The organism is Marmoricola sp. URHA0025 HA25, from assembly GCF_054059435.1.
Genome location: NZ_JBSSCD010000001.1, coordinates 4,300,310 through 4,326,899, shown reverse-complemented (window position 1 = coordinate 4,326,899; position 26,590 = coordinate 4,300,310). Strand labels below are relative to the sequence as shown.

The window sequence follows — 26,590 nt, the reverse complement described above, 5'->3', positions numbered from 1 at the left end:
CCCGGAGGTCGCGGCGTCATCGGGGCAGAGAGGAGGAGACATGGCGCTCCGATCCACGGCCCTCGCGGGCACCGCGGCACCGACGTACGACGAGTACGTCGCCGCCCGGTGGACCGCGCTGTACCGCACGGCGTACCTCCTCACCGCGAACCATGCCGACGCCGAGGACCTCGCCCAGACGACGCTGGTCAAGGCGTACCTGTCGTGGTCGAAGGTCGCGGCGGCCGGTTCCCCCGACGCCTACGTCCGGCGGATCCTCACCAATGCCTTCGTCAGCTCACGACGCACGCTGCGGGTGGCCCGCGAGCGGCTGGTCGAGGAGACGCCGGAGCTCGAGCTGGCCTCGCCGGTGGCCGACGACCGACTGGTCCTGTGGCCACACGTCAGCGCCCTCTCCACCCAGGCAGCGTGCGGTGATCGTGCTGCGCTACTACGAGGACCTCTCCGAGCAGCAGATCGCCGACGCCCTCGGCTGTTCCACCGGCACCGTGAAGTCCACGGCCAGCGACGCACTGAAGGTGCTGCGATCCCGGATGACGCCCACCGAAGGAGGCGGGTCATGAACATCGAGGAGACGCTCACCGACGAGCTGGCGACCGTCGCCCGCTCCGTCGAGCCGCCGCCGCCGCCGGCGGTCGCCACCCTCGTCCAGGAGGCCGGACGGACGCGCAGGCGCACCGGTGTCCGCTGGGCGACGACCACGTTCCTCACCGCCGCGGCCGTCCTCGCCGCGGTCTTCGCAGGGACCGAGCTCGGCGGACCGGACGCCGCCCCGCAGCCGACCAGGCCCACCCCGACCAAGAAGGCGGAGACCTTTTCCGTCGGCACGCCGCTGCGCACCTACGTCGATCCGGCCAACGGCGACCTCTACATCGACGGCACCCGCCAGCCAGGATCCTGGGACGACGCCACGACCCTCGGTGACCTGACCCTGGGCTTCGGACGCACGAGGACCGCCTCGGGCAGCAACACGGTGGGTGTCTTCCGCGGAGGCCGGCGAGTCGGCACGCTCCACGATCTGGCCGACTACGACATCAAGACCTCGCCCGACACCGGGACGATTGCCTGGGTCGAGGACCACGACAAGACAGGCGTGATCGTGGTCGACCGGGTGAGCGCCGACGGTGTCCGCGAGCTCGGTCGCCTGACCGTCCGCACCCTCTTGATCAACGCCGACGACGAGAGCCACGAGAACCTCATCAGCGTCGCGGACGACGGCACGGTGACCTACGGCGGCGTCCTCGGCGGGCACGCCTGGCGCCCGGGGGGCTCGCCCCACGACGCCGACATCTCGTCGTACCTCTACGGCCCGCAGGGCTTCCCCTCCCACGCGGACTACGTCCAGCCCAACCCGGCCAGCACCTGGGGCGCCTGGCTGACCGACCAGGCGGACCCGGGCGACGGGGGCGGCGAGGTGTCCTGGTCGGCAGTCGCCTTCCAGCAGCCGGGCCGACCGGAGACCAAGGTCAGGATCGCGATGCCGGCGCCGTACGCCGACGTGCGCGGCCTGTACTGGGAGTCCGACACCGACTTCATCCTCGCGACCTTCAACGGCGACACGACGGTCCACGTCGAGAAGGGCTACGTGCGCTGCGACGTCGTCACGCGGTCGTGCGAGGTCGCACCCGGGTGGGGAGACCACTGAGGCTCTAGGCTCCCCCCATGGCACTGGGAGCGAGCAGCGAGGTCGGCCGGCTGCGGACGGTGCTGCTGCACCGCCCGGGCCCCGAGCTCAAGCGGCTGACTCCGCGCAACAACGACAAGCTCCTCTTCGACGGCATCCCCTGGGTCAGCCGGGCCCAGGACGAGCACGACGCCTTCGCCCAGGCGCTGCGCGACCGCGACGTCGAGGTGCTCTACCTCCTCGACCTGCTCGTCGAGGCGCTGGGCTCGGCGGACGTCCGGGCCAGGGCGATCGACGACGTGCTCGACTCGCTGAACCTCGGTGACACGCTTCGCGACTACCTGCGTACGGCGCTGGCCGAGCACTCCCCGGAGGCGCTCGCCCAGGTGCTCACTGCCGGCGTGCGCAACGACGAGGTCCGTGGCGGCTTCGGGCTGGTGACCTCGCTGCTCGCGCACGACGACTTCCTGATCGACCCGCTGCCGAACCTGCTCTTCACCCGCGACTCCAGCGTCTGGATCCGCGACCGGGTCGCGATCACGTCGCTGGCGATGCCCGCCCGCGCGCGTGAGACCCAGTTGACCGAGCTGATCTACACCGAGCACCCGCGCTTCGCGGGCACCCCGACCATCCACGGTGCCCACCACGAGCACGTCGAGGGCGGTGACGTGCTGCTGCTCGCGCCCGGCGTCGTTGCCGTCGGCGTCGGAGAACGCACGACACCGGCCGGCGCCGAGCGCCTCGCTCGCCAGCTGTTCGACGCGGACCTGGCGCACGCGGTGCTCGCCGTGCCGATCGCGCAGGAGCGCGCCACCATGCACCTGGACACGGTCTGCACGATGGTCGACGTCGACAAGATCGTGATGTACCCCAACGTCGCCGACCAGCTCGAGGCCTTCACCGTCACCCGGTCCGGGTCCGGCGAGCTCGACGTCGGCGCGGCCGAGCCGTTCCTGGTCGCCGCTGCGAAGGCGATGGAGATCGACACGCTCCACCAGATCGACACCGGCCTCGACCCGGTGACCGCGGAGCGCGAGCAGTGGGACGACGGCAACAACACCCTCGCGCTCGCACCACGGCTCGCCGTCGCCTACGAGCGCAACGTCGAGACCAACACGCGCCTCGAGGCCGCCGGCATCGAGGTCGTCGCGATCGCCGGATCTGAGCTCGGCTCCGGCCGGGGCGGACCGCGGTGCATGAGCTGTCCGGTCAGCCGCGACCAGCCCTCGGGGGCATGAAGAAGCCCGGTCGGTGTTGACGGGGGATGCAACGCCGACCGGGCGGTTGAACAATAGATCACGCGCGGCATTCCGGACAAGCCGGGAATCGCCAGTGTTGCTGCTGGGGCTAGCGAATCGTCAACTGGCGGCTGGTGAGGCCCGAGCGGGCCGCGCGCTCGGCGGTGTGCAGCGGCCTCGGATCGGCCAGGACCTCGGCGAGCCGGCGGTCGAAAGCGGCCGCCGGAGCGACCAGCGGCTCGTGCCCGGTGCCGGCGGGCAGGTCCCACACCGGCGCCAGCACGCCGTGGGCGCGGAACATCCCGATCAGGCGCGCGCCCTCGACGAGGTGGTCCTCACGGGCGGCGTGCAGGCGGGCGAGCGCGTCCAGGAGCGGGTCCTCCGCCTCCGGCCGCACCCAGCGGAGGAACTCGCGCTCACCCATCGAGGTCCAGTACGCCGCCTCGACACCGGGCAGCCGCGTTGTCGGCGCGGCGGCGGCGTTGGCCTGCTCGAGCCCGGCCGCAATGCTGCCGTCCGCGTCGTCGACGTCCTCGGCCCAGTAGCCGAAGCCGTCGTGGACGGTGACCTCCAGGTCGCCCTCGACGAGGTCCTGGAGGGTCGCACCGGCGCCCGGGTCGCCGGGGAGCCCCACCAGACTTCCGGGCTCGGCGTCGAGTGCCGCCTCGAGGACGGCGGCGAGGTCACGGCTCGGGTCGCCGTACGCGTGCTGGACCTGGAGGCCGAGCCAGATCGCCCCGCTCTCGCGGACCATCGCCGGAGTCGCGCCGGGCAGCAGCGTGCAGAGCAGGACCTTGCGGCCGGAGCCCTTGAGCCGCACCGGCGCGGTCGCGGCCGGCACGAACTCGCGCATCGCGATCAGGTCGCACTCACCGGCGAGCCCGGCGAACGGTCGCGCCGACCAGGCCGCGAGCGCGCCGCCCGGACTGCCGTGACAGGCCTTGTAGCGCCGGCCCGACCCGCACGGGCACGGCTCCCGCGGGCCGACCTCCCCCTCGGCGCGAGGGGTGGCGACGGCGGACCGTGCCTTGACGCGTGACTTCTTGCCCATGGCCGAAGGCTAGTTGTGCGCGCGCGGCGTCAGGAGTCCAGGTAGCCCAGCATCGTCGCGGGCCGGTCCGTGATCACCGCCGAGACGCCGTGCTCGAGGCACAGGTCGAGGTCCGCCCGGGTGTTGACGGTCCAGACGTGCAGCTCCGCGCCACCAGCCCGGATCCGCCGGATCATCTCGGGATGCTTGTGCAGCAGCTCGATGCCGGGACCCGCGATCCAGTCGGTCTCCGCGAACGGGCGCGACGACGCCCACGACAGCGGGGAGTCCATCAGGTAGACGAGCTCGAGCGAAGGTGCCAGCCGCCGGATCCTCCGCAGCGCGACCCACGAGAAGCTCATCACCCGGATCGGCGAGCCGGCGGCGGCCCACCCGAAGCCGTCGAGCACCTCGACCAGGCGGCGCTCGACGAGCCCGGCGTACCGGGTCGGGTGCTTGGTCTCGATGGCCAGCTCGACCGGGCGCTCGTAGTCCGCGACCGTCTGCAGCAACCGGCGCAGCGTGAGGACGGTGTCGAGCGCCAGGTCGATGTCGGGCGCCTCGTCGTCCAGGTCGTTCCACGGGTTCTTCCAGCTCGCCACGTCGAGCTGCTCGAGCTCGGCCAGCTCCATCGACGAGACCAGCCGGCGCTGCTGCGCGGTGCGCAGCAGGTCACGATCGTGGACGCACACCAGGTGGCCGTCAGCGGTCAGGCGGACGTCGCACTCGAGGGCTTCGGCCCCTTCCTCGAGAGCGGTGACGTAGGCACCCAGGGTGTGCTCGGCCTTCTCGGCGCTGGAACCGCGATGGGCCACCACCTGGGGCCGGCGCTCTCCCATGGCGACATTGTGCCCCGCGCGGTCGCGCTTGAGCCGCAGCCACGTGGGTACATGGCACACCTCCTCGGGAGGGAGGAACGCATGAGACTCCTGCGCATCATCGGCGGAGCTCTTCTCTGGATCGTGGCCAGCCTGGTGGGCCTGGTCGCCGTGCTGCTCTGCGTGACCGTGGTGCTGCTGCCCGTGGGCATCCCGCTGCTCGCGCTGGCCCGCCGGCTGTTCGCCGCGGCGATCGCGCTGTTCGTGCCGCGAGCCGCTCGACATCCGCTCGCGGCCGCGGGCGACGCCGCGAAGTCGGCGGGCGCGAGGGTGCCCGAGGGGATCGACAAGGGCATCGACACCGGCAAGGCCCGCAAGCGCCTGAAGAAGGGGTGGAAGAAGGTCGCTCACGCCTGAGGGGCGCGGGCGGCACCAGGACCGGAATGAGGCGTTTGTCACGGAATGATCCGGGTACGGCGCCGCAAGGGGTGAGGCTGAGGGGTCTCGCCGGGGAGGGAAACCCACATGGATACGAACGCGCGCGTCGGCACCGCCATCGCGGCCGGCTACCTGTTCGGACGATTCAAGAAGCTCCGGCTGGCGCTGATGGCCGGCACGATGCTGGCCAGTGAGGACGTGCGGAAGTCCGCCGTCGGTCTGGTCCAGCACGGCGTCGGCGGGATGACCTCAGGCGGTGCCGGCAAGCTCGCCGGCACGGCGGGGTCGAAGCTCGTGGACGCCGGTCGCGGTGCGGCCGTCGCGGCCGCCGCCGCCCGGCTCGAACGACTCAGCGACCGCCTCGCCGAGCGCACCGAGGCGCTGGGCGGCACGCCGGCCACGGTCGACGACGAGGTCGACGAGTACGACGAGGAGGACGAGGGCTCCGACGAGTACGAGGACGAGGACGCCGGGGACGAGCCCGAGGACAGCGACGAGTACGACGACGACGCGGAGGACGAGGTCGAGCAGGAAGACGAGTACGACGAGGACGAGGAGCCGGCGCCGGCGCCGCGCCCTCGCGCCAGGAGGCGCCGGGCCCTCGCCCCGGCCGGAGCGGGAGGGCGTTGAGATGGCGACCCAGAGCAAGCAGGGCGGCGGAGCGACGGACGGACTGCTCGCCGAGCTCCCGGTCGACCGCCTCAAGGACGAGGTGCTCGAGCTCGGGAAGGCGCTCGCCAAGCGGGGCGTCACCAAGCTCGGGGAGAGCCTCACCGGTGCGACCGACAAGCTCGGCGACCTCGGGGACGCCGTACCCGGGCCCACGGACCTCGTGAAGGCCGCCACGATCGCACCGGTCAAGGGCGCCGCCTCCAAGGTGAAGGACGCCCTGCCCGGCTCGAGCGGCTCCGACGAGCCGGACGCGCCCGACGTGTCCGGCGAGTCCGGGGGCAAGCGCAAGGGCGGATCGGTCGACGGCACGAACCTCAAGGTGACCAACATCGTCGAGACCATCGACGTGCCGGTCGGCAGGGACGTGGCCTACCAGCTGTGGACCCAGTTCGAGGACTTCCCGTCGTTCATGAAGAAGGTCGAGAGCGTCAAGCAGAAGGACCCGGAGGTCGTCACCTGGAAGGCGCAGGTCTTCTGGTCGCACCGCACCTGGACCGCGAAGATCCTCGACCAGGTACCGCCCGAGCGAATCGTCTGGAAGTCGCAGGGTCAGAAGGGCCACGTCGACGGAGCAGTGACTTTCCACGAGCTCGCCCCTGACCTCACCCGGGTCCTCGTGTCGCTGGAGTACTTCCCGCAGGGCCTCTTCGAGCGCACCGCCAACCTCTGGCGCGCCCAGGGCCGCCGGGTGCGGCTGGAGCTGAGGCACTACCGGCGGTACGTCGCCAACCACGCGATCCTCCAGCAGGACGACGTGGACGGCTGGGAGGGCGAGATCCACGACGGCAAGGTGAAGCGGCGCCGGTCCTCCTCCACGGCGAAGAAGTCGGCCTCGAACGGCTCCACAGCGAAGAAGTCGGCTTCCAGCGGCTCCACCGGGAAGAAGTCGGCTTCCAGCGGCTCCACCGCGAAGAAGTCGAGCTCGAGCGGCTCGTCGGCACGGAAGTCGACCTCCAGCGGCAGCGCCGCGAAGAAGTCCACGACGAGCCGCCCGGCCGCGAAGAAGTCGAGCTCCAGCCGGCCGGCCGCGAAGAAGTCGACGTCCGGGCGCTCCACGGCGAAGAAGACCGCCGCGGCGCGGAAGAGCCCGGCGAAGAAGACTGCGTCCGGCAGCGCCTCGAAGCGCACGTCGGCTGCCGCGAAGCGGTCGTCGACCACCTCGAAGCGCACGTCGCGGACCTCGCGCTCGAAGAGCTGATCCGCCATGGCCGCGACATCGACACGGGAGCGCAACAGCGAGATCGAGGCGCTCGAGGCCGAGATCACCGAGCTCATGCGGGAGGTCGACCGCTACCGCACGGCCTGCGAGGACACGATGCAGCAGCTCGACTGGTGCATCGGCTACTTCACCGGCTGCAACAAGCGCGGGCTCGCGAAGTCGCTCGCCGCCAACCGGTCCGCCATCCGCCGGCGCATCCTCAAGCGCGACGAGCAGGCGATGCCGACGAACAACAAGGAGTCGTGATGACCGTCGTACAGCAGTCCCCCAACCGCTACCTCGACCGGCCGGCGCCGAGCAGCCTCGCCGACGTGATCGACACCATCCTCGACAAGGGCCTGGTGATCGACATCTACGTGCGGGTGTCGCTGGTCGGCATCGAGCTGCTCACGATCGACGCCCGCATCGTGATCGCCAGCGTCGACACCTACCTCCGCTTCGCGCAGGCCGTGAACCGCCTCGACCTGACGGAGACCGGAGACGCGCAGGGGCTCCCTGAGCTCGTCGGCAGCATGACCTCCGGGGGTGCGAAGAGCAAGACGTCCGGTGCCCTCGAAGGCGTCAAGGAGAAGCTGGGCGACCTGTTCTCCGACGACGAGGACGAGGACGACCAGGACGAGGACGAGGACGAGGAGCCGGCGCCGCGGGCCCGGAAGAAGCCCGCGCAGCGCCGGCCGCAGAAGCGCCAGCCGCGGGCGCGGAGCCAGGGGTGACGACGTGCTCGTCCACGTCTACGGCGTGATCGCCTCCGGGGCGGAGCTCCCCGACAACCTCGCCGGACGGTTGGACCGGCCCGTGCGCCGGATCGGTGACGAGGCGCTGACGGTCCTGGTCAGCGACGTCGACGACGACGCCCGGGTGCGCCGCGACGACCTGCTGGTCCACGCCCACCTGCTCGAGGCGGTGGCCGAGCGGACGACGGTGATCCCGTCGCGCTTCGGGGTGCTCGTGCCCGACGACGAGACCGCGCGCCGCGAGTTCCTCGCCCACCAGCGCGAGCACCTCCTCGGCCTGCTGAAGGCGTTCGACGAGTGCGTGCAGGTCACGGTGCACGCGACGTACGACGAGGAGTCGGCGCTCCGCGAGGTGCTGCGGCGGGATCCCGGGCTGGCCGAGCTGCGGGGGTCGATCGACGAGGGCGACACCTCCGCCCAGCTGCGCCTCGGTGAGGCCGTCAGCAGCGCCCTGGCCGCACTGCGCGACGACGCCGCGAGCCTGGTCGTGGAGTGGCTGCAGCCCTACGCGCTGGCGACCTCGGTGAACGAGGTGCGCGGCGCCTACGACGTCGTCAGCGTGGCGCTCCTGGTCCGCAGGCAGGACCGGGCGCGGGTGGACGCCGCCGTGGGCGACCTCGACCGGCAGGTCGCCGGCCAGATGACGCTGCGGTACGTCGGCCCGCAGCCGCCGTACGCCTTCCTGGACCGCGTCGTCACCGAGGAGCGGTCATGGGCCTGATCTCCGGACTGGTCAGCTGGCCGCTCGCACCGGTGCGCGGGACGTTCTGGATCGCCGACCAGGTGCTCCACGAGGCCGAGCGGCAGTGGTACGACCCGGCAGTCGTGCAGCGGGAGCTGGACGACGTCGCGGCCCGGCGGGAAGCCGGGGACCTCACGGAGGAGGAGGCCGACCTGCTGGAGGACGCACTGGTGCAGCGCCTGCTCGACGGGCCGGGCGGCCATGGCTGAGACGACGCTGTCCCAGCTCGGGCAACGCGCCCTCGACGAGCTCGAGGCCCTGGTCGGGTGCCCGGCGGAGGGGGTGACCGCCATCCGGCCGGTCGAGGACGGATGGCTCGCCCTGGTCGACGTGCTCGAGCTCGAACGGGTCCCGGAGACCACCGACGTGCTCGCCAGCTACGAGGTCACCTTCGACGCCGACGGCCGCGTGACCGGCTACCGGCGGACGAGGCGGTTCCTCCGCTCGCAGGTGGAGGACCGATGAGCTCGCACACGCCGCAGGGGCCCGTCTTCGCGAGCAACCGCGAGCCGGCGCCCCAGAACCTCGCCGACGTGCTCGAGCGCGTCCTCGACAAGGGCATCGTGGTCGTCGGCGACATCCAGGTCCGGCTGCTCGACATCGAGCTGCTCACGATCAAGATCCGGCTGATGGTCGCCTCCGTCGACCGCGCCCGTGAGATGGGCATCTCCTGGTGGGAGAGCGACCCGTTCGTCAACGGCGTGGAGGAGGGCAAGGACGACGGGACGGACGGCCTCGAGCGCCGGGTGCGCGAGCTGGAGCAGCGCCTCGGAGGGGGTGTCGACGGTGGACGTTGAGCCTTCCACGGTGATCCACGCCTACGGGATCGTGCGGTCCGACGCGGCCTTCGACCTCCCGGACGCCGGGATCGCAGGCGCCGGCGTCGCGCTGCTCGACGCCGGCCCGGTCGCCGGCATCTTCAGCATCCTGCCCGACGCGGCGTACGGCACCGCCGCATGGACCGAGCACGCCGAGGACGCAGCGTGGCTCACCCGGGTCGCGACCGAGCACCAGCGCGTCCTGGGAGAGGTGGTCGAGGACACCGACGTGCTGCCGCTCCGGCTGCCTGCGATGTACCGCGACGAGGTGCACCTGCACGAGGTGCTCGAGGCCGAGGCGCCGCTGTTCCGCGCAGTGCTCGAGTCGCTGCGCGACCACCTCGAGTGGTCGGTCCACCTCTACCTCACCGCCAAGCCGGAGGCACCTGCCGCGAAGCGCCCCAGCACCGGCCAGGAGTACCTGCGGCAGCGGACGGCCGCGGTGACCCACCGCCAGCTGGCCCGCGTGAAGCGCGAGCAGCTGGTCCGCGACGCCTACGCCTCGCTGGCCGACCTCTCCCGGCAGAGCGTCGCCAACCCGCCGCAGGACAGCGCCTTGTCGGGCCGCGCCGAGCCGATGCTGCTGAACTCCGCACACCTGGTCTGCCGTCGGCACGAACGGCTGTTCTTCGCCGCCGTCGAGGAGGCGGCCGCCCGGCTGGCGCCCGCCGGCATCACCGCGGAGGTCACCGGGCCGTGGCCGCCGTACAACTTCGTCCAGCTGGGCGCCGACGACCTCGAGCCGCACCGATGACCGTCGAGCGCATCCCCGGCGGCGAGGACGTGGCCCTGGTCGACCTGGTCGACCGGCTGGTCGGCGGCGGGGTCGTGGTCACCGGCGACGTGGTGCTCTCGCTCGCCGGTGTGGACCTGGTCTACCTCGGGCTCCGACTCGTGCTCGCCCCCGCCCACGACGTGCCGGCGCTCGCTCGCAGGCAGGCAGTCCGATGATCGTGCTCCACGCCGTCGTGCCCGCGGACGAGGACGAGCTCCACGAGGAGCCGCTCCGTCGCCACGACGCCGGCCCCGTCAGCGTCCTCTACGAGGAGACCGACGAGGCGCCGGCACGCGACCGGACCGCCGTTGCCGAGCACGGTCGGCGCATCGTCGCGCTCGCCGACCGGGTGCCGTTGCTGCCGATGCGCTACGGCACGACCGTGCACGACGTCGACGACCTTCGCGCCGTGGCTGCGGACCGGGCCGATGGGTGGAGCCGACGGCTCGCGCAGCTCGTCGGTCGCTGCGAGCTGGTGGTCCACGTCGAGGTCTCCGGGAGCGACCCCGACCCCGTCGTCGACTCCGGCCGGGCCTACCTCCGCCGCCGGATGGCCGTCCTCCAGCGGCAGGACCGCGCCCTCGCGAAGGCGCGCAGCCTGCTGGCCCGGTGGGTGGAGGAGGAGCGCGTCCTGCCGGACCGTGACCGGATCGCGGTGCTGCTGCGGCGCCACGACGTCGACGCGGTCCACCACGTCCTGGACGCGTGGGGCCGGTCGCGCGGCGACCTGGCGGTCACGGTCACGGGGCCGTGGCCACCGTTCAGCTTCTGCGAGGAGGCGGACGTGTCGTGAGCGGGGACGAGGAGCACGGCGAGGTCGAGCCGAGAGCCCGTCTCGACGCCGATCCCGAGTCCGTGCAGAAGGGCCTGGTCCAGCTGGTGCTCACGATCGTCGAGCTGCTGCGCCAGCTGATGGAGCGCCAGGCGATCCGCCGGGTCGAGGCCGGCGGGCTGACGGACGACGAGGTGGAGAGGCTCGGACGCACCCTGATGCTGCTCGAGGAGCGGATGGAGGAGCTGCGCGAGCACTTCGGCCTCGAGGCCGACGACCTCAACCTCGACCTGGGTCCGCTCGGCCGGCTGCTCTGACCGGGCTCAGTCCACGCCCTCGATGATCTGGCGCAGCGCGGCGACGTGCGCGCGGAGCACCTTGCGGCCCTTGGGCGTGATCGCGATCCACGTCGTGCGCCTGCCTCCGTGCACGCCCTTCCGGCTGCGCACGTAGCCCGCTCCGGCGAGAAGCGCGACGTGCTTGGAGAGGACGGAGTCCGCCACCTCGAGAGCCTCGCGAAGGGTGACGAACTCGACCTCGCTGACCGCGGTGAGCATGGTCACCAGCCGCAGGCGTGCGGGCGCCTGCAGGTGCGGGTCGAGCTCCGGTCGCGGATCCGTCCTCAATGCTCGGCCACCAGCAGCACCAGCGCGCCGACCGCGGGCAGCGCGAGAGCGACCAGCAGGAGCGCGGACTCCGCGCGGCTGTGTCGGTCAGGCGCATCCCGGTATGCCCGCATCCACCGCGCTCCGGTGACCGCGTACGCGATCCCACCGGTGACCGCGCACAGCGCGACCAGCCACCACGCGTCGGCGATGGCGGCACCGATCGCGGCCGCCATCGCGAGCACGTGGACCGTCGACGGTCCCGTCGCAGAGCCGAAGACGACCCGGCTGGCGATCCCGCCGACCCACACCCCGTTGACCCGGCGGAACCGGACGAGCTGGACCGCCGCGACGACGCAGAAGGCGACCAGCCCCGCGCCGAACGCCACCCTGGCGGGCGTCGTGTACACGGTGACGCCGAGGGCTGTCGTCATGATCTGCACCGCGACGGCGGTGGCGAGGGAGGTGAAGAAGAAGCTCGGCAGGACGATCGCCGCTGCGAGGTGCTCACGTGCCGCGGCTGCGTCGAGCAGCGCTGCCGATGCGTCCTCGGGACTCGGGGCGGCTCCCCCATTGGTTTCCATGTTGGAAAGTATGCGCGTTACTTTCCAATATGGCAACTATGCGGCGGCGTCCCGCACCAGGGCGGTGTCGACGAACTGCTCGAACCGCACGATCAGCCCGCAACGCACCACGAAGTGATGGGCGACCCGCACCGCGAGCGGCCTGCCGGTCCCCCGGTGACTCGCGGTGTAGCGCGCCAGCACCACGACGTCCTCACCGTCGACGACGTAGCGGTCGTCGTGGGCGGTCCAGCCGTCCCAGTCCGCGCCCAGCCGCTCCATCACGTGGGTCGTGACCCCCTCCGGTGTCCGGTAGGTCCCGGCCAGCGGGAAGCCGGCCATCTCGGTCCACTCGACGTCGGGCGCCAGCGTGGCGCGCAGCGCCTCCAGGTCACCCGCCGCGGAGGCCAGGTACTGCCGGCGCACGACCTCCGCCGGCGAGGAGCCCTCGGTCAGCCCCATGTCATCTCGCCCTTGGCGACCTTGGTGCCCAGGCTGGCTGCGATCTTCAGCCCGGCGTCGGGGTACGCCGCGAGGAGCGCGGCCTCGGCCTCGGCTGCGTCGGCCGACGTGGCGACGGTCTTCTCGAAGAGCTCGAGGTAGTCCCGGGTGTGGCTGATCGCGGTCCGGTCCGTCGGCGAGCCCGCGACCCGGTGCCCCGCCACGACGTACGACGGGTCGAGCGCCTCGAGCTCGTCGAGCACGCGGATCCACTCGGCCCGCAGCTCCGGGGTCGCGCTGTCGGCGGTCCACACGTGCAGTCCCTCGAACAGCAGCACCCCGCCGACGAGCGACCGGGCCTCCGGCTCGAAGAGATACCAGGCACGGTCGCCGAGCCCGTCGCTGCCGCGGCGTACCTCGATCGACGTGCCGTCGACGGTCAGGGCCGCCGAGGTGAGCGGAGCGACCTCGACCAGGCGGGTCGGGAGGTTCGCGCCAAGGTGGGCCCACGCCTGGAGCTTGCCCTCGTAGCTGTGCGCAATGTGCTCGATGACGTCGGCCGGCGCCACGAACGCGGCCTCGGGGAAGGCATCGGCGATCACCTCTGCGCCGAAGTAGAAGTCCGGGTCGCCGGCGGTGACCACGACGGTCGTCAGGCGCCTGCCGGAGTCGAGCACCTCGGCGACGATCCGGTGGCCGTCGGCCCGGGTGAAGCCGGCGTCGACGACGACGGCCTCGGTCTGGCCGGTGACCAGGGTGCTGGTCTTGTTCAAGGAGGAGTCCGCTGAGTCGATGACGGTGTAGCTGAGTGATGACATGCTGGTAACCGTAGGACCGAAACTGCTGCGATTCACGGTCGAGACGGGTGGGGTGATGGTGAAAACCGGACAGGAGCGAAGCGCCATCCGCCGCGTCCACTTCACCCCGCCCGGCCCCGCGGTGGCCGACATCGAGGTCAACGCGCTGGCCGGCATCCGGGAGCGCGGCGGTCCGCGGGAGTTCCTCACCTCGCAGCGCCTGGACTTCGACCTGCTGCTGCGCGTCGAGGCAGGGACCGCGATGCACACCGTCGACTTCGCCGAGCTCCGGCTCGAACCGGGTGACGTCCTGTGGGTGCACGCGGGCCAGGTGCACCGCTGGGGCGCGATCGACGACATCGAGGGGCCGGTGGTCATGTTCGGCCCGCACACCGTCGACGGACCTGTCCGTGAGCTCGTCGGCTCGCACGCCGTCCGGCTGCGGAGCCACTGGCGGGCGGCGGATCTCGCCGGGTCACCGGTCGCGCTCGCCCTGGACCTCCTCATTGCCTCCGCGGGCGGCGGGCCGGACGAACCTCGGACCCTCCGGCAGGCGGCGCTCACCCACGCGCTGACCACGCTCGTCGCGCACCTGACCCTGGTCGGGTCGGCCGGGCCGGCACCGGTCGCGAGGCCCACGCACGAGGCGTACGCGTGGTTCCGCGACCACGTCGAGGAGCACTTCCGCAGCTGGCACCAGGTGGGCGAGTACGCCGACCGGCTGGGCTACTCCGCACGCACCCTCAACCGGCTCGCCCGGCACAACACCGGGCTGACCGCCAAGGAGCTCATCGACGAGCGCATCGCGCTGGAGGCGAAGCGGCTCCTCAGCCACGAAGACGCGCCCGTGTCCGAGGTCGGCCGGCAGCTCGGCTTCGACGACGCGTCGAACTTCTCGTCGTGGTTCAGGAAGCAGGCCCGGATGACGCCGGCGGCGTTCAGGACATGGAGCCGCGGAGATACCGCCCGAAGTGCGGCACGGTGAAGGCGATCCGTCCTCGCTCGCCCGAGTAGATCAGCCCCTTCTTCAGCAACGCGTCCCGCGCGGGCGAGAGCGACTGCGGCTTCTTTCCGAGCGCTGCCGCGACGTCGGCGGTCGGCACCGAGCCGCCGCCCATGTCCCAGGTGGCGTCGAGGTCCGCGCCCTGCTCGGTCAGCGAGACCGCCGTGTCGGCCATCGCCCTCAGGTACTCGCGCTCAGCAGGGGTCGCACGCTCGAACCGGCTGCCGAAGAACCCGACGGCGAGCTCGGCCTCGGCCTCCGGCGCGGCGACGGCGACATCGGCCGCGGAGATCGGTGACCTCGGTGCGACGTCCCAGACGGCCTTGCCATAGGCCTGGATGAAGTACGGGTAGCCGCCGGTCGCGGCGTACATCGCGGCGAGCGCCTCGTCGTCGTAGGCCGCGCCCTCCTCGCGCGCCGGAGCGACCAGGGCCTGGTCGGCGGCCTCCCTGGAGAGCCGGTCGATCCGCTGGTAGCCGAAGAGCCGCTCGGAGTAGGACTTGCTCGCGGAGAGCACCGCGGGCAGGTGCGGCAGGCCGGCGCCGACGACGATCACGGGGAGGCCGGCCTGGCCGATCTCGTGGCACGCCGCGCACAGCGCGGACACGTCGTCGGGCCCGAGGTCCTGCATCTCGTCGACGAAGACAGCCACCCCCTTGCCGAGGTCGGCGGCCAGCCCGCCGACGTCGCTGAGCAGCTCGACCAGGTCGATCTCGATGTCCCCGGAGTCCGCGCGGCCCCGCACCGCGGGCACGTCGATGCCCGGGTTCCACCGGTCGCGGAGCTTCGCGTCAGGTCCGGCGCTGCGCTGGGCGAACGCCCTGACCACGCCGAGCACGTGGTCCACTCCGTCGGACTGCGGGTGGCCCAGCTCGCGGACCGCCTGGTGGAGCGCACTCGACAGCGGTCTGCGCAGCGGCTGGTCGGGGCGGGCCTCGAGCTTGCCGGTGCCCCACTGCCGGCGTACGGCGGCCGAGCGCAGCGCGTTCAGCAGCACCGTCTTGCCGACACCCCGCAGACCGGTGAGCACCAGCGAGCGCTCGGGCCGGCCGCGGGCGATCCGCTCCAGGACGACCTCGAACGCGCCCAGCTCGTGGTCGCGGCCGGCGAGCTCGGGCGGGCGCTGGCCGGCGCCGGGGGCGTAGGGGTTCCGGATCGGGTCCACGATCAGACGGTATCGGGCTGTATTGCCGATTCCCTAGATTGACCTAGCGAGACCGATCGGCGCGTCGGCCGCTCCCGGTAGATTTGCGCCATGCCCGAGCTGCCCGAGGTGGAAGCGCTGGCCCGCGACCTCGACGGCCGGCTCACCGACCGCGCGATCGTGCGCGTGGACATCGCGGCGTTCAGCTGCCTGAAGACCTACGACCCGCCGGTCACGGCGCTGTCCGGCGGGCTCGTCGACGGCGTGACCCGGCACGGCAAGTTCCTCGACATCGACGTCTCCGGCACCCACCTGGTCCTGCACCTCGCCCGCGCCGGCTGGATCCGCTGGAAGGACGAGGTGCCCCAGGTGCCCGCGCGGCCCAATGCGAAGTCGCCGCTCGCGGCGCGGATCGTGCTCGACAACGGCAGCGGGCTGGACATCACCGAGGCCGGCACCCGCAAGAGCCTCGCCCTGTACGTCGTCCGCGACCCGGCCGACGTCGAGGGCATCGCCCGGCTCGGCCCCGACCCGCTCGACGACGCGTTCACCATCGAGGTGCTCGGCGACATCCTGCAGCGGGCCGGCCGCGCCCAGATCAAGGGCGTGCTGCGCAACCAGGGCACGATCGCCGGCATCGGCAACGCCTACTCCGACGAGCTGCTGCACGCCGCCCGGATGTCGCCGTTCAAGCCGGCCAACAGCCTGAGCCCCGAGGAGCTCCGCACCCTCCACGACGCGATCCGCCACGTGCTCGCCGACGCGGTCGAGCGGTCGAGCGGCCTCCCCGCGAGCGAGCTCAAGGGAGAGAAGAAGTCGAACATGGCCGTGCACGGGCGCGCCGGCGAGAAGTGCCCGGTCTGCGGCGACACGGTGCGCGAGGTCTCGTTCGCCGACTCCTCGTTGCAGTACTGCCCGACCTGCCAGACCGGGGGCAAGCCGCTTGCCGACCGGCGGCTCTCCAAGCTGCTGAAGTAGCGTGTCGGGCATGCACTCCGTGCCCACCGTCACCGTCGACCAGCTGCCGAACCCGCTCCCCGAGGGGCTGGTGGTGCTCGACGTCCGGGAGCCGGTCGAGTGGCACCACGGCCGCGTCGCCGGCTCGGTGCACGTGCCGATGATGCAGATCCCCGAGCGGCTCGGCGAGCTGCCGACCGAGGGGCAGGTCCTGGTCGTGTGCAAGGTCGGCGGCCGGTCTGCTCGCGTGGTGGAGTATCTCGTCGCGCACGGCGTCGACGCGGTCAACCTCGACGGCGGCCTGGTCGAGTGGGAGTCGGCCGGGCGTCCGATGGTCGCCGACGCCGATGAGGCGACGGTGGTCTGACCGGCGAAGCGTCAGGCGAACGCCGGCGGCAGGTGAAGGCCGAGCGCCACGTCGAGCCGCCTGAGGTACTCCGCGCGCGGGATCTCGACGACCCCGAGCGAGGCGAGGTGCGGGGTCTGCCACTGGGTGTCGAGCAGGCGCGCAGGGGCGCGCTCGTCGCGGAGCAGGTCGACGAGGTGGACCAGCGCAACCTTCGAGGCGTCGGTGACGCGGGAGAACATCGACTCACCCGCGAACAGGCCGCCGATGGCGACGCCGTACAGGCCACCCACCAGCTCCCCGTCGCGCCAGGTCTCCACCGAGTGAGCCCACCCGAGCTCGTGCAGGCGCGTGTAGCCGGCGACGATCTCCTGGTTGATCCAGCGCGACTCACGGTGGGGGTCGGCGCAACCGTCGACCACCTCGGCGAAGGCGGTGTCGACCCGCACCTCGAAGCGGCGCATGGATGCGCGCAGCGACCGCGAGACCCGCAGCCCGTCGAGGGGCAGCACCCCTCGGCGCACCGGCGACCACCAGCAGATCTGCTCCGAGTCGAGCTCGGCGGGCATCGGGAACAGCCCGTGCCGGTACGCCGCGAGCAGCGTGCTCGGCTCGAGGTCGCCGCCACCGGCGACCAGGTCGTCGTCGCGCGGCGAGGGAGTCGGGAGCTGCCACGGCGTCGGGCCCGGGTCGATCGGCATGAGGACATCCAACCGCGGGTATCTAAGGTTCAACCATGAGCTTCTCGAAGCGCGTCGGCGCGGCGCTGGCGCCGAAGGTCACCAACCTGGCTCCCGGGCTGACCTCGTCGTTCGTCCACCAGGCCCTCGACAAGGCGATCACCGGCGTCGGCCCGCTGCCCAGCGCGGCGTCCGCCGCGGACAAGCAGCTGCAGGAGCAGCGCGGTGACGTCGAGCGCGCCATCCACGAGGTGATCGAGAACCACGTCCGGTACGCCGGGGCGCAGGGCTTCCTCACCAACATCGGCGGCCTCGTGACGATGGCCCTCACGGTGCCGGTGAACCTCTCCGGGCTCGCGCTGATCCAGTGCCGGATGGTCGCCGGCATCGCACACCTGCGCGGCTACGACCTGGCGGACCCGCGCACCCGTGACGCGATCCTGGCCTGCCTGCTCGGCGAGGAGCGCAACCTGCGGATGCTGAAGTCGCGGACCCTGCCCGGCACGCCGATGGAGATCGCGGCCGCGCCGGCGCACGACCCGCAGCTCGACCGGCTGCTCGGCACCGAGGTCGCCGCCGAGCTGGTCACCCGCGCCACCGGCAAGCGGCTGGCCGCGACCATCGGGCGGAGGGTCCCCGTCGTGGGTGGCGTCGTCGGTGCCGGCACGGATGCGTTCGTGACCTGGAAGATCGGCCGCTACGTCGACCGGGAGTTCCTGCCGCGCAGGCGGCGGTAGACCGCGAGGCCCTTCGCCGCAGCGCCACTCGTGCTCGCCCTGGCGACCAGCCGCTGCTTGACCTTGTAGACCGGCGTCGAGTGCGCCGCGTCGAGCTTCTCGATCAGGCCTTCGATGTCGTGCTGGAGCTCCACCTCGCGGTCGCGCAGCCGGGCCGCCTCGACCGTCATCGCGGTCAGCGCACGCACCGCGGCGTCGGCGAGCTCCTCGATGTCCGGGTGGTCGGGGTCGGCGTACGGGAGCGGCTCGGTGGGCACCAGGTCGTCGAGGTCGCCGACCACGTCGTACCCGCGCAGTGCCAGCTCGCTGACCCAGGTGCGGCTGAGGTCGGCGGCCCAGGTCCACACGCCGGGCGGCACGGAGAGCCGGGCCGAGTGACGCTCGCGGGAGAGGTTCTGGTGGACCAGCGCCTCGCGGACGATCGCGCGGTAGTGGTGGTTGGGCAGCACCCCGTTGACCTGTTCGTTGAGGAGGCGCACGACGGCTGCCTCGGCGACGCCCAGCGAGGCGTTGGTGCGGACGTCGTCCTCGAGCACGAACTCCTTCGGGTCCAGGCCGAGGACCTGGGAGAACCGCTGCCACAGCAGGTCCGGCGGTGAGCCCGCCGGCGGCACGGTGACGAGGTGCACCCGCTCCCGGGGGAGGCTCGAGCCCCAGCGGTCGAGGATGTCGGGCACCTCCTGGACGCCCCAGAACCACGAGGAGACGCCCTGCTGCCGGCTCGGGTCCTGGAGGTGGCGGAGGAAGTCGGCGTACTTCACGATCCGGCGGTGCTTGACGTTCTCCTGCCACTCCGCGGGGATCTGCCGCACCAGGTCGCGGGCGGTGAGCACCACGTGGATCTCGGTGTCGCCGGTCGACAGCGACTGCAGCGCCCGGGCGACGTGGGCGCGGGACGCGGTCGCGAGGATCTCGTGGCTCACGATCGCGGTGCCGGGCCAGTCGCGCACCTGCCTGGCGAGGCGGTCCCACGCGCCGCCGGCCTCTCGCTCGAGGCCGCCCCAGGTCAGCTGCATGAGGTCGAGCGCAGCCAGGAAGTGCGCGTCGAACCGGTCGGCGGGGTAGCAGATCCCGAGGCGCTCGAATCGCTGGCGTGAGGCGAAGAGCAGGTCCTGGACGAACGACGTGCCGGTCTTCGGTGCGCCGACGTGCACGATCACCTTCCGTGCCATCAGGGCTGCACCCCTCTCTCGGTCGAGCGCTGCCAGGCGCGGCCGACGACCAGGAGCGCGTGCGCCAGCACGGCGTCAGGATCCGGGACGCGTCGTACGCCGGGCCGGCGGGTCGGGACGACGATCGCCGGATCGCCGTGGACAGCGTATCGACCGGCGCTCAGTGCGTTCGCCATCCGCTCGCCGGTCGCGACTGCCCAGTCCAGCTGGGCCGCGGGCGCGCCGAGAGGAGCCGCTTCCTCGCCCCCTGCGAGGTCGCGCCACACCCGGTCGATGATGCGGCGGCGCGCCTCCTCGCCGACGGCCAGGCCGAGCGGGGGGTTCACCCGCCGCAGCAGGTCGGTGGCCAGCACGTCGGCGTACGCCTCGACGGGCCCGCCCGCGACACCGAGGACGTCCGCGACGATCTCCAGCGCTCCTTGCGGGTCCTCGGCGAGCACGACGTGGACCCGCGCGGGGTCGAACTCCTCAGCGACGTGCCGGGCGATCGTCGGCAGGGCGATGGCGGGAGGCAGCCGGTCGTTGGTCGCGGCCGTGCGCCACAGCCGCTGCCAGCGCACACCGGCGCCGGCACGCACGCGGGCCGACCAGCGCTGTGCCATCAGGTCCTCGAGCGGACCGCCGAGGACGAACCAGGTCGTCCGGGCGCCGCCCTCGCGCAGGCCGCGCTGGTGGAGGGCGCCGCGCACCAGCTCGACGGTCGTCGGCCCACCCAGCAGCGTGAACCCCTTGCGCCAGGGCCGCCAGGGACGCGCGACTCGGGGCGAGGGCAGGGCAGCTTCGGGGGCGAGGAGCCGGGCCAGCACCCCGGCGCAGGCGCGCAGGATCTCCTCGGCCGGGAGCTCGTCGGGCTCGACGGCGGGCGTGCCCACGGTGCGCTCGGCGGGCCACGGCAGCGGGGCATCGACGAGTCCGCGCCCCGGACCGGCGGTCGTCAGGACGAGGTCGGCGAGCTCGGCGAACCGGGGCACCGCCGGGTGCTGGTCGGCCAGCCGGCGGACCAGCTCGAGCTGCGCGGCACCGGGCAGCGGTCCGTCGTGGCGCAGCGACTTCTCCGGATCCGGGCGCGCGAGGAACTCCCGCCAGGTCGGGCTCGAGCCGGTGCGGAGCTGACCGGCCCAGGCGCGCACGCGGCCGGCGTACGCCGCCTCGTCGCGGGGGTCCATCGCGGGCATCAGCTGCGGATCAGCCGACGGGCGAGCCGTCGTACCGGTGACTTGTGGGTCGGCGCGATGTCCTGGATGACCGCGGCCAGTGCCTCCAGGGCGGCATCGGCGACGAGCTCGGCCGGAGGCCGGTCCGGGTGGACCCAGCTGCCGTCGGTGTAGTCGGGCCGCTGCGGCTGCAGCTCGGCCAGGTCGCCGACGACGTCGACACCGGCACCCTCCAGCCAGTCGACCCACTCGGCCGTGACCGCCTCGACGAACGGCCACCGCCGCTCCGGGAGCACCGCGCGGATCTGGTCCGGCCGACGCGCGAGGGTGTCGCGGGCGATCACCTCGCGGACGAGGTCGACGTACACCTCCCGGGGGACGCCCCTCCCGGCGAGCAGCTTGTTGAGGCCGCGCACCACGGCGGCCTCGGCGATCCCGAGCGACGGGTTCGCCTCGGTCGCCTCGGCGTAGGCGCCGTGCGGGTCGAGCCCGACCACCTGGGCGAAGCGTTGCCACAGGACGTCGCGGGGCGCGCCGGGCTGCGGCACGGTGATCACGTGGATGTGGTCGGTCGGCAAGCCGTTGCCCCACCGGGTGAGCACGTCCGGGATCGCCTGCACCCGCCAGAACCAGGTGTCCGGGTTCGTACGCCGTGCCCGCATCACCGTCGCGGAGAACTTGGCGAACGACCGCCGGCCACGATGCTTGAGCTTCTCCTGCCACTCCGCGGGGAGCTGGCGTCCCAGGTCCCGGACGGTCAGGACGACGTGCACCTCGTCGTCGCCGAAGGCGGCCATCGCGGTCCTGACCTGCGCAGGGCTCGCCGCGGCCAGGATCTCGTGGCTGACCAGGACGTCGCCCGGCGCCTTGCGGATGTCGCTGACCAGCGCGGACCACTGCCCGCGGGCCACCTCGCGCTGGCCGGCCCACCGCTCCTCGATCAGGTCGAGGGCCGCCTCGAAGTGGTTGCCCGTTCTGGTGCTCGGGTAGGTCAGGCCCTGCCGCCCGATCGCGTCCCGGTTGAGCGCGAGCTTCTCCTGCAGGTACGTCGTGCCGCTCTTCGGTGTCCCGATGTGCAGGAAGACGCGGCGCGGCATGCGCGCATTCTGCCGCACGGCCGCCGAGGTATCCCCAGCCGTCTCCGGCCACTCCTGCCAGCAGACGGTCCGGCAAGGCGCCTGGCCTGATGAAGGAGGGAACCCCATGTGGGACATCGACAACTTCCCGGGCGCTGACCACGTCCCGTGGCAGCTGCTCATCCGGGCACGTCAGGTCCGCGAGATCGACGCCGTGCTGGCCTCGGTGATCGTCGAGCAGGTCGGCGCGGTCGCGTCGGGCAAGGTGACGCACCTCGTCGCATCGGCTGCCCAGGCCTCGATCGCCGGCGGCAACCGCGAGCCGGCCACCTCGGAGCAGCGGATCGCGGCCTTCGACGCGGCGCTCGACTTCGACGACTGGCGGTGCGGCACGGTCCCGCGCCGGTGGCCCGGCCCGCGGCCGCGGTTCGAGGACCTCTCGGACCCGATCACCGACGTCGTGATCAGCCGTGCCGTCGACCTGGTGCAGCGCGCCGGGTCCGAGGAGCTGCAGAAGTCGCTCGGGTCGGCGCTCGCCGAGCTCAGCCCGGCCCACCGCTGAGGCCTGCTCGCCCGGTCGGCTCAGCTCAGCGCGGTCACCACCCGCGACGGGCTGGGCCGGCCGAGGACGCCGGCCATCCACACGCTGGTGGCCACCAGGGCGTCGAGGTCGACGCCGGTCTCGACCCCGAGCCCGCGGAACATCCAGACCAGGTCCTCGGTGGCCAGGTTGCCGGTGGCGCTCTCGGCGTACGGGCAGCCGCCGAGGCCGCCGGCGCTCGCGTCGAAGGTGCGCACTCCGTGCTGCCACGCGGCGTACGCGTTGGCGAGCGCCTGGCCGTAGGTGTCGTGGAAGTGCACGGCGAGGACGTCGTCGGGCAGCCCGGCCGCGTTGAAGGCGTCGAGGAGCGTGCCGACCGCGTTGGCGGTGCCGACGCCGATGGTGTCGCCGAGGGAGAGCTGGCTGGCGCCGAGGTCGAAGAGCCGCTTGCCGACGGACACGACCTGCTCGACGGGCACCGCACCCTCCCACGGGTCGCCCCAGCACATGCTCACGTAGGCCCGGACGTCCAGGCCTGCCTCGCGAGCGCGCGTCACGGTCGGCTCGAACATCGTGAACTGCTCGTCGAGGCTGCGGTTGAGGTTGCGTTGGGCGAAGGTCTCGGTCGCGCTGCCGAAGATCGCGATGTGCTCGCAGCCCAGCTCCAGCGCCCGGTCGAGGCCGCGCTCGTTGGGCACCAGGACAGGGTGGCGCCTGCCTTCGGGGCCGAGCCGCTCCATCAGCTCGGCCGCGTCCGCCAGCTGCGGCACCCACTTCGGGTGCACGAAGCTGGTCGCCTCGACGACCGGCAGTCCGGCCGCGACGAGACGGTGGACGAACTCGACCTTGGCGTCGAGCGGGACGATGCCCGACTCGTTCTGGAGACCGTCGCGGGGACCGACCTCGTAGATCGTGACGTCAGGGGTTTCGACAGGCTCAACCACCGGTGATCGCCTCCACCTCGAACAGCAGCTGCTTGAGCTGCACCTGGTCGCCGGTCGCCGCGCCGACGCCCGTCACCGTGCCGTCGAACGGCGCCTTGAGCGCCAGCTCCATCTTCATCGCCTCCAGCACGCCGAGCCGCTGACCCTCGACCACGGTGTCGCCGACCGCCACGTCGACGGCGAGGACGGTGCCGGGCATCGGCGCCAACAGGGTGCCGTCGCCGGCAGCCGGTCCGTGGTCGCCGAACACGTCGGGCCGCTCGAAGACGAAGCGCTGACCTTCGTGCACGACCTCCAGCACGTGCGGCTGCACGTTGACCACGGCCTGGTCACGCCGGCCGTCGACCATGAGCACCAGGAGGTGCTGGTCGGCGGACACCTCACGCACCTCGTGGTCGCCGACCCGGCCGCGGGCTCGGTCGACGAGCACCGGCACGTCGAGCTGCACGTGGACCGGTGCGGGATCCGCACCCGACCGCCAGCCGTCGGCCTGGAACGGGTGCCGCGGCCCGGTGTCGGCGAGCATCGCGACGACCCACGCGACGAAGATCCGCGCCCGGTCTGCGCTCGGCGGCTCCAGGGTCGTCCGGTCCAGCCAGGCCGTGTCGATGGCGGCATCGCGGAAGGCGGCGCTCGCGACCAGCTCCCGCAGGTAGCCGACGTTCGTGGTCAGCCCGAGGATCGCGGTGTCGTCCAGCGCAGCGACGAGCGCGCGCCGGGCGGACTCCCGGTCCGGACCGTGCACGATCACCTTGCCCAGCATCGGGTCGTAGGCGGTGGTCACCACCTGGCCCGACTCGAGCGCGTGGTCGTTGCGCGCGACCTCGCTCCACCGCACGAGCGTCGCGGTGCCGGCCTGCGGCAGGAACCCGCCGAACGCGTCCTCGGCATAGACCCGCGCCTCGAGGGCGTGGCCGTAGGGCTGGAACTCCTCCTGGGCCCAGCCGAGGGGGTGGCCCAGGGCCACCAGCAGCTGGAAGAGCACGAGGTCGACGCCGTGGAAGATCGCCTCGGTGACCGGGTGCTCGACCTGGAGCCGGGTGTTCATCTCCAGGAAGTACGCCGCCCCCGTCTCGTCGTCCACCAGGAACTCCACCGTGCCGGCGTTGACGTAGCCCACCTGCCTGGCCAGCGCCACCGCCGAGCCGGTGACCAGCTCGCGCACGTCGTCGGAGATCGTCGGCGCGGGCGCCTCCTCGACCACCTTCTGGTGGCGCCGCTGCACCGAGCAGTCGCGCTCGTGGAGGTGCACGACGTTGCCGTGGGTGTCGGCGACGATCTGGACCTCGATGTGCCGGCCGCGCTCGACGTACTTCTCGACGAGCATGGTGTCGTCGCCGAACGCGGCGAGCGACTCTCGCTGAGCGGCCTGCACCGCGGCGTCGAGCTCGGCTGCCGACCGGACGATCCGCATGCCCTTGCCGCCACCGCCCGCAGCCGCCTTGACCAGGACCGGGAACTCCATCCCGGTGCCCGAGCCCGTCGGGACCTGCTCGAGCGGCCAGGACGGCACCACCGGTACGCCGGCCGCGACAGCGATCTCCCGGGCCGCGTCCTTGCGGCCCATCTGCTCCATGACTTCGGCGGGCGGTCCGACGAACACGATCCCCGCGGCCTCGACGGCGCGGACGAACTCCGCGCGCTCGGAGAGGAACCCGTAGCCCGGGTGAACCGCGGCCGCGCCGGTGCTGACCGCGGCCGCGACCACGCCGTGGATGTCGAGGTAGCTCTCCACCCGGACGGCGTCGTCGGCGGCGCGCACGTGCGGTGCGGCGACGTCGAGGTCGGTGTAGATCGCGATGCTGCGGACACCGTGTGCGCGGCAGGTCCGGATGACCCGCAGCGCGATCTCACCGCGGTTGGCGATGAGGACCGACTCGAGGACCCCGGCGAGGTTCACCAACGTCATCGCTACATCCTGAAGATGCCGTAGGAGGGCTCCGGGATCGGCGCGTTCGCCGCGACGGCGAGGCCCATCCCGAGCACCCGCCGGGTGTCGGCGGGGTCGATGATGCCGTCGTCCCAGAGCCGGGCGGTCGAGTAGTACGGCGAGCCCTGACGCTCGTACTGCTCGCGGATCGGCGCCTTGAACGCCGCCTCCTCCTCGGCCGAGTCGAAGCCGCGCACGGTCGCGAGGACGGACGCGGCCTGCTCGCCGCCCATCACGGAGATCCGGGCGTTCGGCCACATCCAGAGGAAGCGCGGGTCGTAGGCGCGGCCGCACATGCCGTAGTTGCCGGCGCCGAACGAGCCGCCGATGACCACGGTGAACTTGGGAACCACGGAGCACGCCACCGCGGTGACCAGCTTGGCGCCGTCGCGCGCGATGCCGTTGTTCTCGTACTCGCGGCCGACCATGAAGCCGCTGATGTTCTGCAGGAACACGATCGGGGTCTTGCGCTGGTTGCACAGCTCGATGAAGTGCGCGCCCTTGAGCGCCGACTCGGAGAAGAGGATGCCGTTGTTGGCGACGATGCCGACCGGGTGGCCCCAGATCTTCGCGAAGCCGGTCACCAGCGTCTCGCCGTAGAGCCGCTTGAACTCGTGGAACCGGCTGCCGTCGACGACGCGGCGGATCACCTCGCGCACGTCGTACGGCGTGCGGGTGTCGGCGGGCACGACGTCGTACAGCGACTCGGCCGGCTCGTGCGGCTCCTCGACTGCTCCCTGCGGGGTCTCGACTGATCGCTCGCTGGCGCTCGCTGCTCGACCACCCTGGTGGTCGAGCCCAGTCGAGACCGCCAGGGTCTCGACGATCGACCGCACGATCGCCAGCGCGTGCGCGTCGTCGTCGGCGAGGTGGTCGACCACCCCGGACCTGCGCGCGTGCACGTCGCCGCCGCCGAGCTCCTCGGCCGTCACGACCTCACCGGTCGCCGCCTTCACCAGCGGCGGGCCGCCGAGGAAGATCGTGCCCTGGTCCTTGACGATCACGGTCTCGTCCGACATCGCCGGCACGTAGGCACCGCCCGCCGTGCACGACCCCATCACCGCCGCAATCTGCGGGATGCCCTCGGCGGAGAGGTTCGCCTGGTTGAAGAAGATCCGGCCGAAGTGCTCCTTGTCCGGGAAGACCTCGTCCTGCATCGGCAGGAACGCGCCACCGGAGTCGACGAGGTAGATGCAGGGCAGCTTGTTGGCCCGCGCCACCTCCTGCGCGCGCAGGTGCTTCTTCACCGTGATCGGGTAGTAGGTGCCGCCCTTGACGGTCGCGTCGTTGGCCACGATCACGCACTCGCGGCCGCTGACCCGCCCGATGCCGGTGACGATGCTCGCACTCGGCACGGCATTGTCGTCCTCGCCGACCCCTTGATCAGACGCAGCGGCGTACATCCCGTACGCCGCCAGCGGGCTCAGCTCGAGGAACGGGCTGCCCGGGTCGAGCAGCGCGTCGATCCGGTCGCGGACCAGCAGCTTGCCTCGGTCGGTGTGCTTGCGACGGGCGGCCTCGGTGCCACCCTGCCGGGCAACGGCAAGCCGCTCGCGAAGCTGAGCCACGAGCTCACGCATCTCCGACTCCACGGACCCCACCTTCGCACAAGTTAACGAT

At 72.3% G+C, this 26,590-nt stretch carries 34 protein-coding genes and 1 pseudogene; 21 read left to right on the top strand and 14 right to left on the bottom strand.

What is annotated here, in order from left to right:
- Positions 1–40: 40 nt before the first annotated feature.
- The 3 genes and pseudogenes from ACVW00_RS21285 to ACVW00_RS21275 form a co-directional block, all read left to right on the top strand.
- A pseudogene (locus ACVW00_RS21285) lies at positions 41–232 on the top strand (sigma factor); the annotation flags it as partial.
- Positions 153–563, top strand: a complete 411-nt coding sequence (locus ACVW00_RS21280; RefSeq protein WP_457113155.1) for a sigma factor-like helix-turn-helix DNA-binding protein — start codon at positions 153–155, stop codon at positions 561–563. The pseudogene ACVW00_RS21285 and the gene ACVW00_RS21280, both read left to right, overlap by 80 nt.
- A gap of 1,099 nt (positions 564–1,662) precedes the next feature.
- A complete protein-coding gene (locus ACVW00_RS21275; RefSeq protein ID WP_457112892.1) occupies positions 1,663–2,862 on the top strand; it encodes an arginine deiminase in 1,200 nt (399 codons plus the stop codon).
- Positions 2,863–2,971: 109 nt separating this feature from the next.
- Here the strand turns inward: ACVW00_RS21275 and ACVW00_RS21270 are convergent, their stop codons facing one another.
- The gene (locus ACVW00_RS21270) at positions 2,972–3,913 is read right to left on the bottom strand and encodes a DUF5926 family protein (RefSeq protein WP_457112891.1); all 942 of its coding nucleotides are present in this window, start codon (positions 3,911–3,913) and stop codon (positions 2,972–2,974) included.
- A 29-nt stretch (positions 3,914–3,942) separates the two neighbouring features.
- The gene (locus ACVW00_RS21265) at positions 3,943–4,731 is read right to left on the bottom strand and encodes a glycerophosphodiester phosphodiesterase family protein (protein ID WP_457112890.1); all 789 of its coding nucleotides are present in this window, start codon (positions 4,729–4,731) and stop codon (positions 3,943–3,945) included.
- A gap of 81 nt (positions 4,732–4,812) precedes the next feature.
- Here ACVW00_RS21265 and ACVW00_RS21260 point away from each other — a divergent pair, with 81 nt between their 5' ends.
- The 13 genes from ACVW00_RS21260 to ACVW00_RS21200 all read left to right on the top strand — a co-directional run bounded on the left by ACVW00_RS21260 (position 4,813) and on the right by ACVW00_RS21200 (position 11,197).
- Positions 4,813–5,127: a hypothetical protein gene (locus ACVW00_RS21260; protein WP_457112889.1), complete on the top strand. Its 315-nt coding sequence runs from the start codon at positions 4,813–4,815 to the stop codon at positions 5,125–5,127.
- 108 nt (positions 5,128–5,235) lie between these two features.
- A complete protein-coding gene (locus ACVW00_RS21255; RefSeq protein ID WP_457112888.1) occupies positions 5,236–5,778 on the top strand; it encodes a hypothetical protein in 543 nt (180 codons plus the stop codon).
- Position 5,779: 1 nt separating this feature from the next.
- Complete coding sequence (locus ACVW00_RS21250; protein ID WP_457112887.1) at positions 5,780–7,018, top strand: SRPBCC family protein; 1,239 nt, start codon at positions 5,780–5,782, stop codon at positions 7,016–7,018.
- A gap of 6 nt (positions 7,019–7,024) precedes the next feature.
- The gene (locus ACVW00_RS21245; RefSeq protein WP_457112886.1) at positions 7,025–7,285 is read left to right on the top strand and encodes a hypothetical protein; all 261 of its coding nucleotides are present in this window, start codon (positions 7,025–7,027) and stop codon (positions 7,283–7,285) included.
- Positions 7,285–7,752, top strand: coding sequence for a gas vesicle protein GvpJ (gene gvpJ, locus ACVW00_RS21240; RefSeq protein ID WP_457112885.1), 468 nt, complete (start codon positions 7,285–7,287; stop codon positions 7,750–7,752). Before ACVW00_RS21245 ends, gvpJ (ACVW00_RS21240) begins: the two co-directional genes overlap by 1 nt.
- A gap of 4 nt (positions 7,753–7,756) precedes the next feature.
- Positions 7,757–8,494, top strand: coding sequence for a GvpL/GvpF family gas vesicle protein (locus tag ACVW00_RS21235; RefSeq protein ID WP_457112884.1), 738 nt, complete (start codon positions 7,757–7,759; stop codon positions 8,492–8,494).
- On the top strand, positions 8,485–8,724 hold the full coding sequence (locus tag ACVW00_RS21230) for a gas vesicle protein GvpG (protein ID WP_457112883.1): 240 nt from the start codon (positions 8,485–8,487) through the stop codon (positions 8,722–8,724). The genes ACVW00_RS21235 and ACVW00_RS21230 overlap by 10 nt, the downstream gene beginning before the upstream one ends.
- The gene (locus ACVW00_RS21225) at positions 8,717–8,980 is read left to right on the top strand and encodes a gas vesicle protein GvpO (RefSeq protein WP_457112882.1); all 264 of its coding nucleotides are present in this window, start codon (positions 8,717–8,719) and stop codon (positions 8,978–8,980) included. The genes ACVW00_RS21230 and ACVW00_RS21225 overlap by 8 nt, the downstream gene beginning before the upstream one ends.
- Complete coding sequence (locus ACVW00_RS21220; RefSeq protein ID WP_457112881.1) at positions 8,977–9,312, top strand: gas vesicle protein; 336 nt, start codon at positions 8,977–8,979, stop codon at positions 9,310–9,312. The genes ACVW00_RS21225 and ACVW00_RS21220 overlap by 4 nt, the downstream gene beginning before the upstream one ends.
- A complete protein-coding gene (locus ACVW00_RS21215; RefSeq protein ID WP_457112880.1) occupies positions 9,302–10,087 on the top strand; it encodes a GvpL/GvpF family gas vesicle protein in 786 nt (261 codons plus the stop codon). Before ACVW00_RS21220 ends, ACVW00_RS21215 begins: the two co-directional genes overlap by 11 nt.
- Positions 10,084–10,284: a gas vesicle protein GvpJ gene (gene gvpJ, locus ACVW00_RS21210; protein WP_457112879.1), complete on the top strand. Its 201-nt coding sequence runs from the start codon at positions 10,084–10,086 to the stop codon at positions 10,282–10,284. The genes ACVW00_RS21215 and gvpJ (ACVW00_RS21210) overlap by 4 nt, the downstream gene beginning before the upstream one ends.
- Positions 10,281–10,901, top strand: a complete 621-nt coding sequence (locus ACVW00_RS21205) for a GvpL/GvpF family gas vesicle protein (RefSeq protein ID WP_457112878.1) — start codon at positions 10,281–10,283, stop codon at positions 10,899–10,901. The genes gvpJ (ACVW00_RS21210) and ACVW00_RS21205 overlap by 4 nt, the downstream gene beginning before the upstream one ends.
- Complete coding sequence (locus ACVW00_RS21200) at positions 10,898–11,197, top strand: gas vesicle protein K (protein ID WP_457112877.1); 300 nt, start codon at positions 10,898–10,900, stop codon at positions 11,195–11,197. Before ACVW00_RS21205 ends, ACVW00_RS21200 begins: the two co-directional genes overlap by 4 nt.
- Before the next feature lie 6 nt (positions 11,198–11,203).
- Here the strand turns inward: ACVW00_RS21200 and ACVW00_RS21195 are convergent, their stop codons facing one another.
- Genes ACVW00_RS21195 through ACVW00_RS21180 form a run of 4 tightly spaced genes read right to left on the bottom strand, consistent with a single transcriptional unit; the run spans position 11,204 to position 13,307 of the window.
- Positions 11,204–11,506 carry a transcriptional regulator gene (locus tag ACVW00_RS21195; protein ID WP_457112876.1) on the bottom strand — a complete coding sequence of 101 codons (303 nt, stop codon included), beginning with the start codon at positions 11,504–11,506 and terminating at the stop codon, positions 11,204–11,206.
- Positions 11,503–12,069 carry a hypothetical protein gene (locus ACVW00_RS21190; protein ID WP_457112875.1) on the bottom strand — a complete coding sequence of 189 codons (567 nt, stop codon included), beginning with the start codon at positions 12,067–12,069 and terminating at the stop codon, positions 11,503–11,505. Before ACVW00_RS21190 ends, ACVW00_RS21195 begins: the two co-directional genes overlap by 4 nt.
- Positions 12,070–12,105: 36 nt before the next feature.
- Positions 12,106–12,510 (bottom strand): nuclear transport factor 2 family protein, encoded by a 405-nt coding sequence (locus ACVW00_RS21185; protein WP_457112874.1) that lies wholly within the window; start codon positions 12,508–12,510, stop codon positions 12,106–12,108.
- The gene (locus ACVW00_RS21180) at positions 12,501–13,307 is read right to left on the bottom strand and encodes an MBL fold metallo-hydrolase (protein WP_457112873.1); all 807 of its coding nucleotides are present in this window, start codon (positions 13,305–13,307) and stop codon (positions 12,501–12,503) included. The genes ACVW00_RS21185 and ACVW00_RS21180 overlap by 10 nt, the downstream gene beginning before the upstream one ends.
- Before the next feature lie 55 nt (positions 13,308–13,362).
- On the opposite strand from ACVW00_RS21180, the gene ACVW00_RS21175 reads away from it, so the two are divergent.
- Positions 13,363–14,271, top strand: a complete 909-nt coding sequence (locus tag ACVW00_RS21175; protein ID WP_457112872.1) for an AraC family transcriptional regulator — start codon at positions 13,363–13,365, stop codon at positions 14,269–14,271.
- On the opposite strand, the gene ACVW00_RS21170 is transcribed toward ACVW00_RS21175, so the two are convergent.
- Positions 14,225–15,454 (bottom strand): AAA family ATPase, encoded by a 1,230-nt coding sequence (locus ACVW00_RS21170; RefSeq protein ID WP_457112871.1) that lies wholly within the window; start codon positions 15,452–15,454, stop codon positions 14,225–14,227. The genes ACVW00_RS21175 and ACVW00_RS21170 overlap by 47 nt on opposite strands.
- A 90-nt stretch (positions 15,455–15,544) precedes the next feature.
- On the opposite strand from ACVW00_RS21170, the gene ACVW00_RS21165 reads away from it, so the two are divergent.
- Positions 15,545–16,411 (top strand): Fpg/Nei family DNA glycosylase, encoded by an 867-nt coding sequence (locus ACVW00_RS21165; RefSeq protein WP_457112870.1) that lies wholly within the window; start codon positions 15,545–15,547, stop codon positions 16,409–16,411.
- 10 nt (positions 16,412–16,421) lie between these two features.
- Positions 16,422–16,757 carry a rhodanese-like domain-containing protein gene (locus ACVW00_RS21160; RefSeq protein WP_457112869.1) on the top strand — a complete coding sequence of 112 codons (336 nt, stop codon included), beginning with the start codon at positions 16,422–16,424 and terminating at the stop codon, positions 16,755–16,757.
- A gap of 11 nt (positions 16,758–16,768) precedes the next feature.
- On the opposite strand, the gene aat is transcribed toward ACVW00_RS21160, so the two are convergent.
- Positions 16,769–17,437: a leucyl/phenylalanyl-tRNA--protein transferase gene (gene aat, locus ACVW00_RS21155; RefSeq protein ID WP_457112868.1), complete on the bottom strand. Its 669-nt coding sequence runs from the start codon at positions 17,435–17,437 to the stop codon at positions 16,769–16,771.
- 35 nt (positions 17,438–17,472) lie between these two features.
- Between aat and ACVW00_RS21150 the strand changes: the two genes are divergently transcribed.
- The gene (locus tag ACVW00_RS21150; RefSeq protein WP_457112867.1) at positions 17,473–18,153 is read left to right on the top strand and encodes an EcsC family protein; all 681 of its coding nucleotides are present in this window, start codon (positions 17,473–17,475) and stop codon (positions 18,151–18,153) included.
- Here the strand turns inward: ACVW00_RS21150 and ACVW00_RS21145 are convergent.
- Genes ACVW00_RS21145 through ACVW00_RS21135 form a run of 3 tightly spaced genes read right to left on the bottom strand, consistent with a single transcriptional unit; the run spans position 18,114 to position 21,576 of the window.
- The gene (locus ACVW00_RS21145; RefSeq protein ID WP_457112866.1) at positions 18,114–19,325 is read right to left on the bottom strand and encodes a hypothetical protein; all 1,212 of its coding nucleotides are present in this window, start codon (positions 19,323–19,325) and stop codon (positions 18,114–18,116) included. The genes ACVW00_RS21150 and ACVW00_RS21145 overlap by 40 nt on opposite strands.
- Positions 19,325–20,500, bottom strand: a complete 1,176-nt coding sequence (locus tag ACVW00_RS21140; RefSeq protein ID WP_457112865.1) for a hypothetical protein — start codon at positions 20,498–20,500, stop codon at positions 19,325–19,327. The genes ACVW00_RS21145 and ACVW00_RS21140 overlap by 1 nt, the downstream gene beginning before the upstream one ends.
- On the bottom strand, positions 20,500–21,576 hold the full coding sequence (locus tag ACVW00_RS21135) for a hypothetical protein (RefSeq protein ID WP_457112864.1): 1,077 nt from the start codon (positions 21,574–21,576) through the stop codon (positions 20,500–20,502). Before ACVW00_RS21135 ends, ACVW00_RS21140 begins: the two co-directional genes overlap by 1 nt.
- A gap of 106 nt (positions 21,577–21,682) precedes the next feature.
- Here ACVW00_RS21135 and ACVW00_RS21130 point away from each other — a divergent pair, with 106 nt between their 5' ends.
- Complete coding sequence (locus ACVW00_RS21130) at positions 21,683–22,117, top strand: hypothetical protein (protein WP_457112863.1); 435 nt, start codon at positions 21,683–21,685, stop codon at positions 22,115–22,117.
- A 20-nt stretch (positions 22,118–22,137) separates the two neighbouring features.
- Here ACVW00_RS21130 and ACVW00_RS21125 read toward each other — a convergent pair whose 3' ends face one another.
- From ACVW00_RS21125 to ACVW00_RS21115, 3 genes are read right to left on the bottom strand one after another with little or no spacing between them, the layout of a single operon-like run.
- On the bottom strand, positions 22,138–23,040 hold the full coding sequence (locus ACVW00_RS21125) for a hydroxymethylglutaryl-CoA lyase (protein ID WP_457112862.1): 903 nt from the start codon (positions 23,038–23,040) through the stop codon (positions 22,138–22,140).
- Complete coding sequence (locus ACVW00_RS21120; RefSeq protein ID WP_457112861.1) at positions 23,033–24,949, bottom strand: acetyl/propionyl/methylcrotonyl-CoA carboxylase subunit alpha; 1,917 nt, start codon at positions 24,947–24,949, stop codon at positions 23,033–23,035. The genes ACVW00_RS21125 and ACVW00_RS21120 overlap by 8 nt, the downstream gene beginning before the upstream one ends.
- A gap of 2 nt (positions 24,950–24,951) precedes the next feature.
- Entirely contained in the window at positions 24,952–26,550 is a 1,599-nt protein-coding gene (locus ACVW00_RS21115; RefSeq protein WP_457113154.1) for a carboxyl transferase domain-containing protein, read from the bottom strand.
- Positions 26,551–26,590 lie beyond the last annotated feature (40 nt).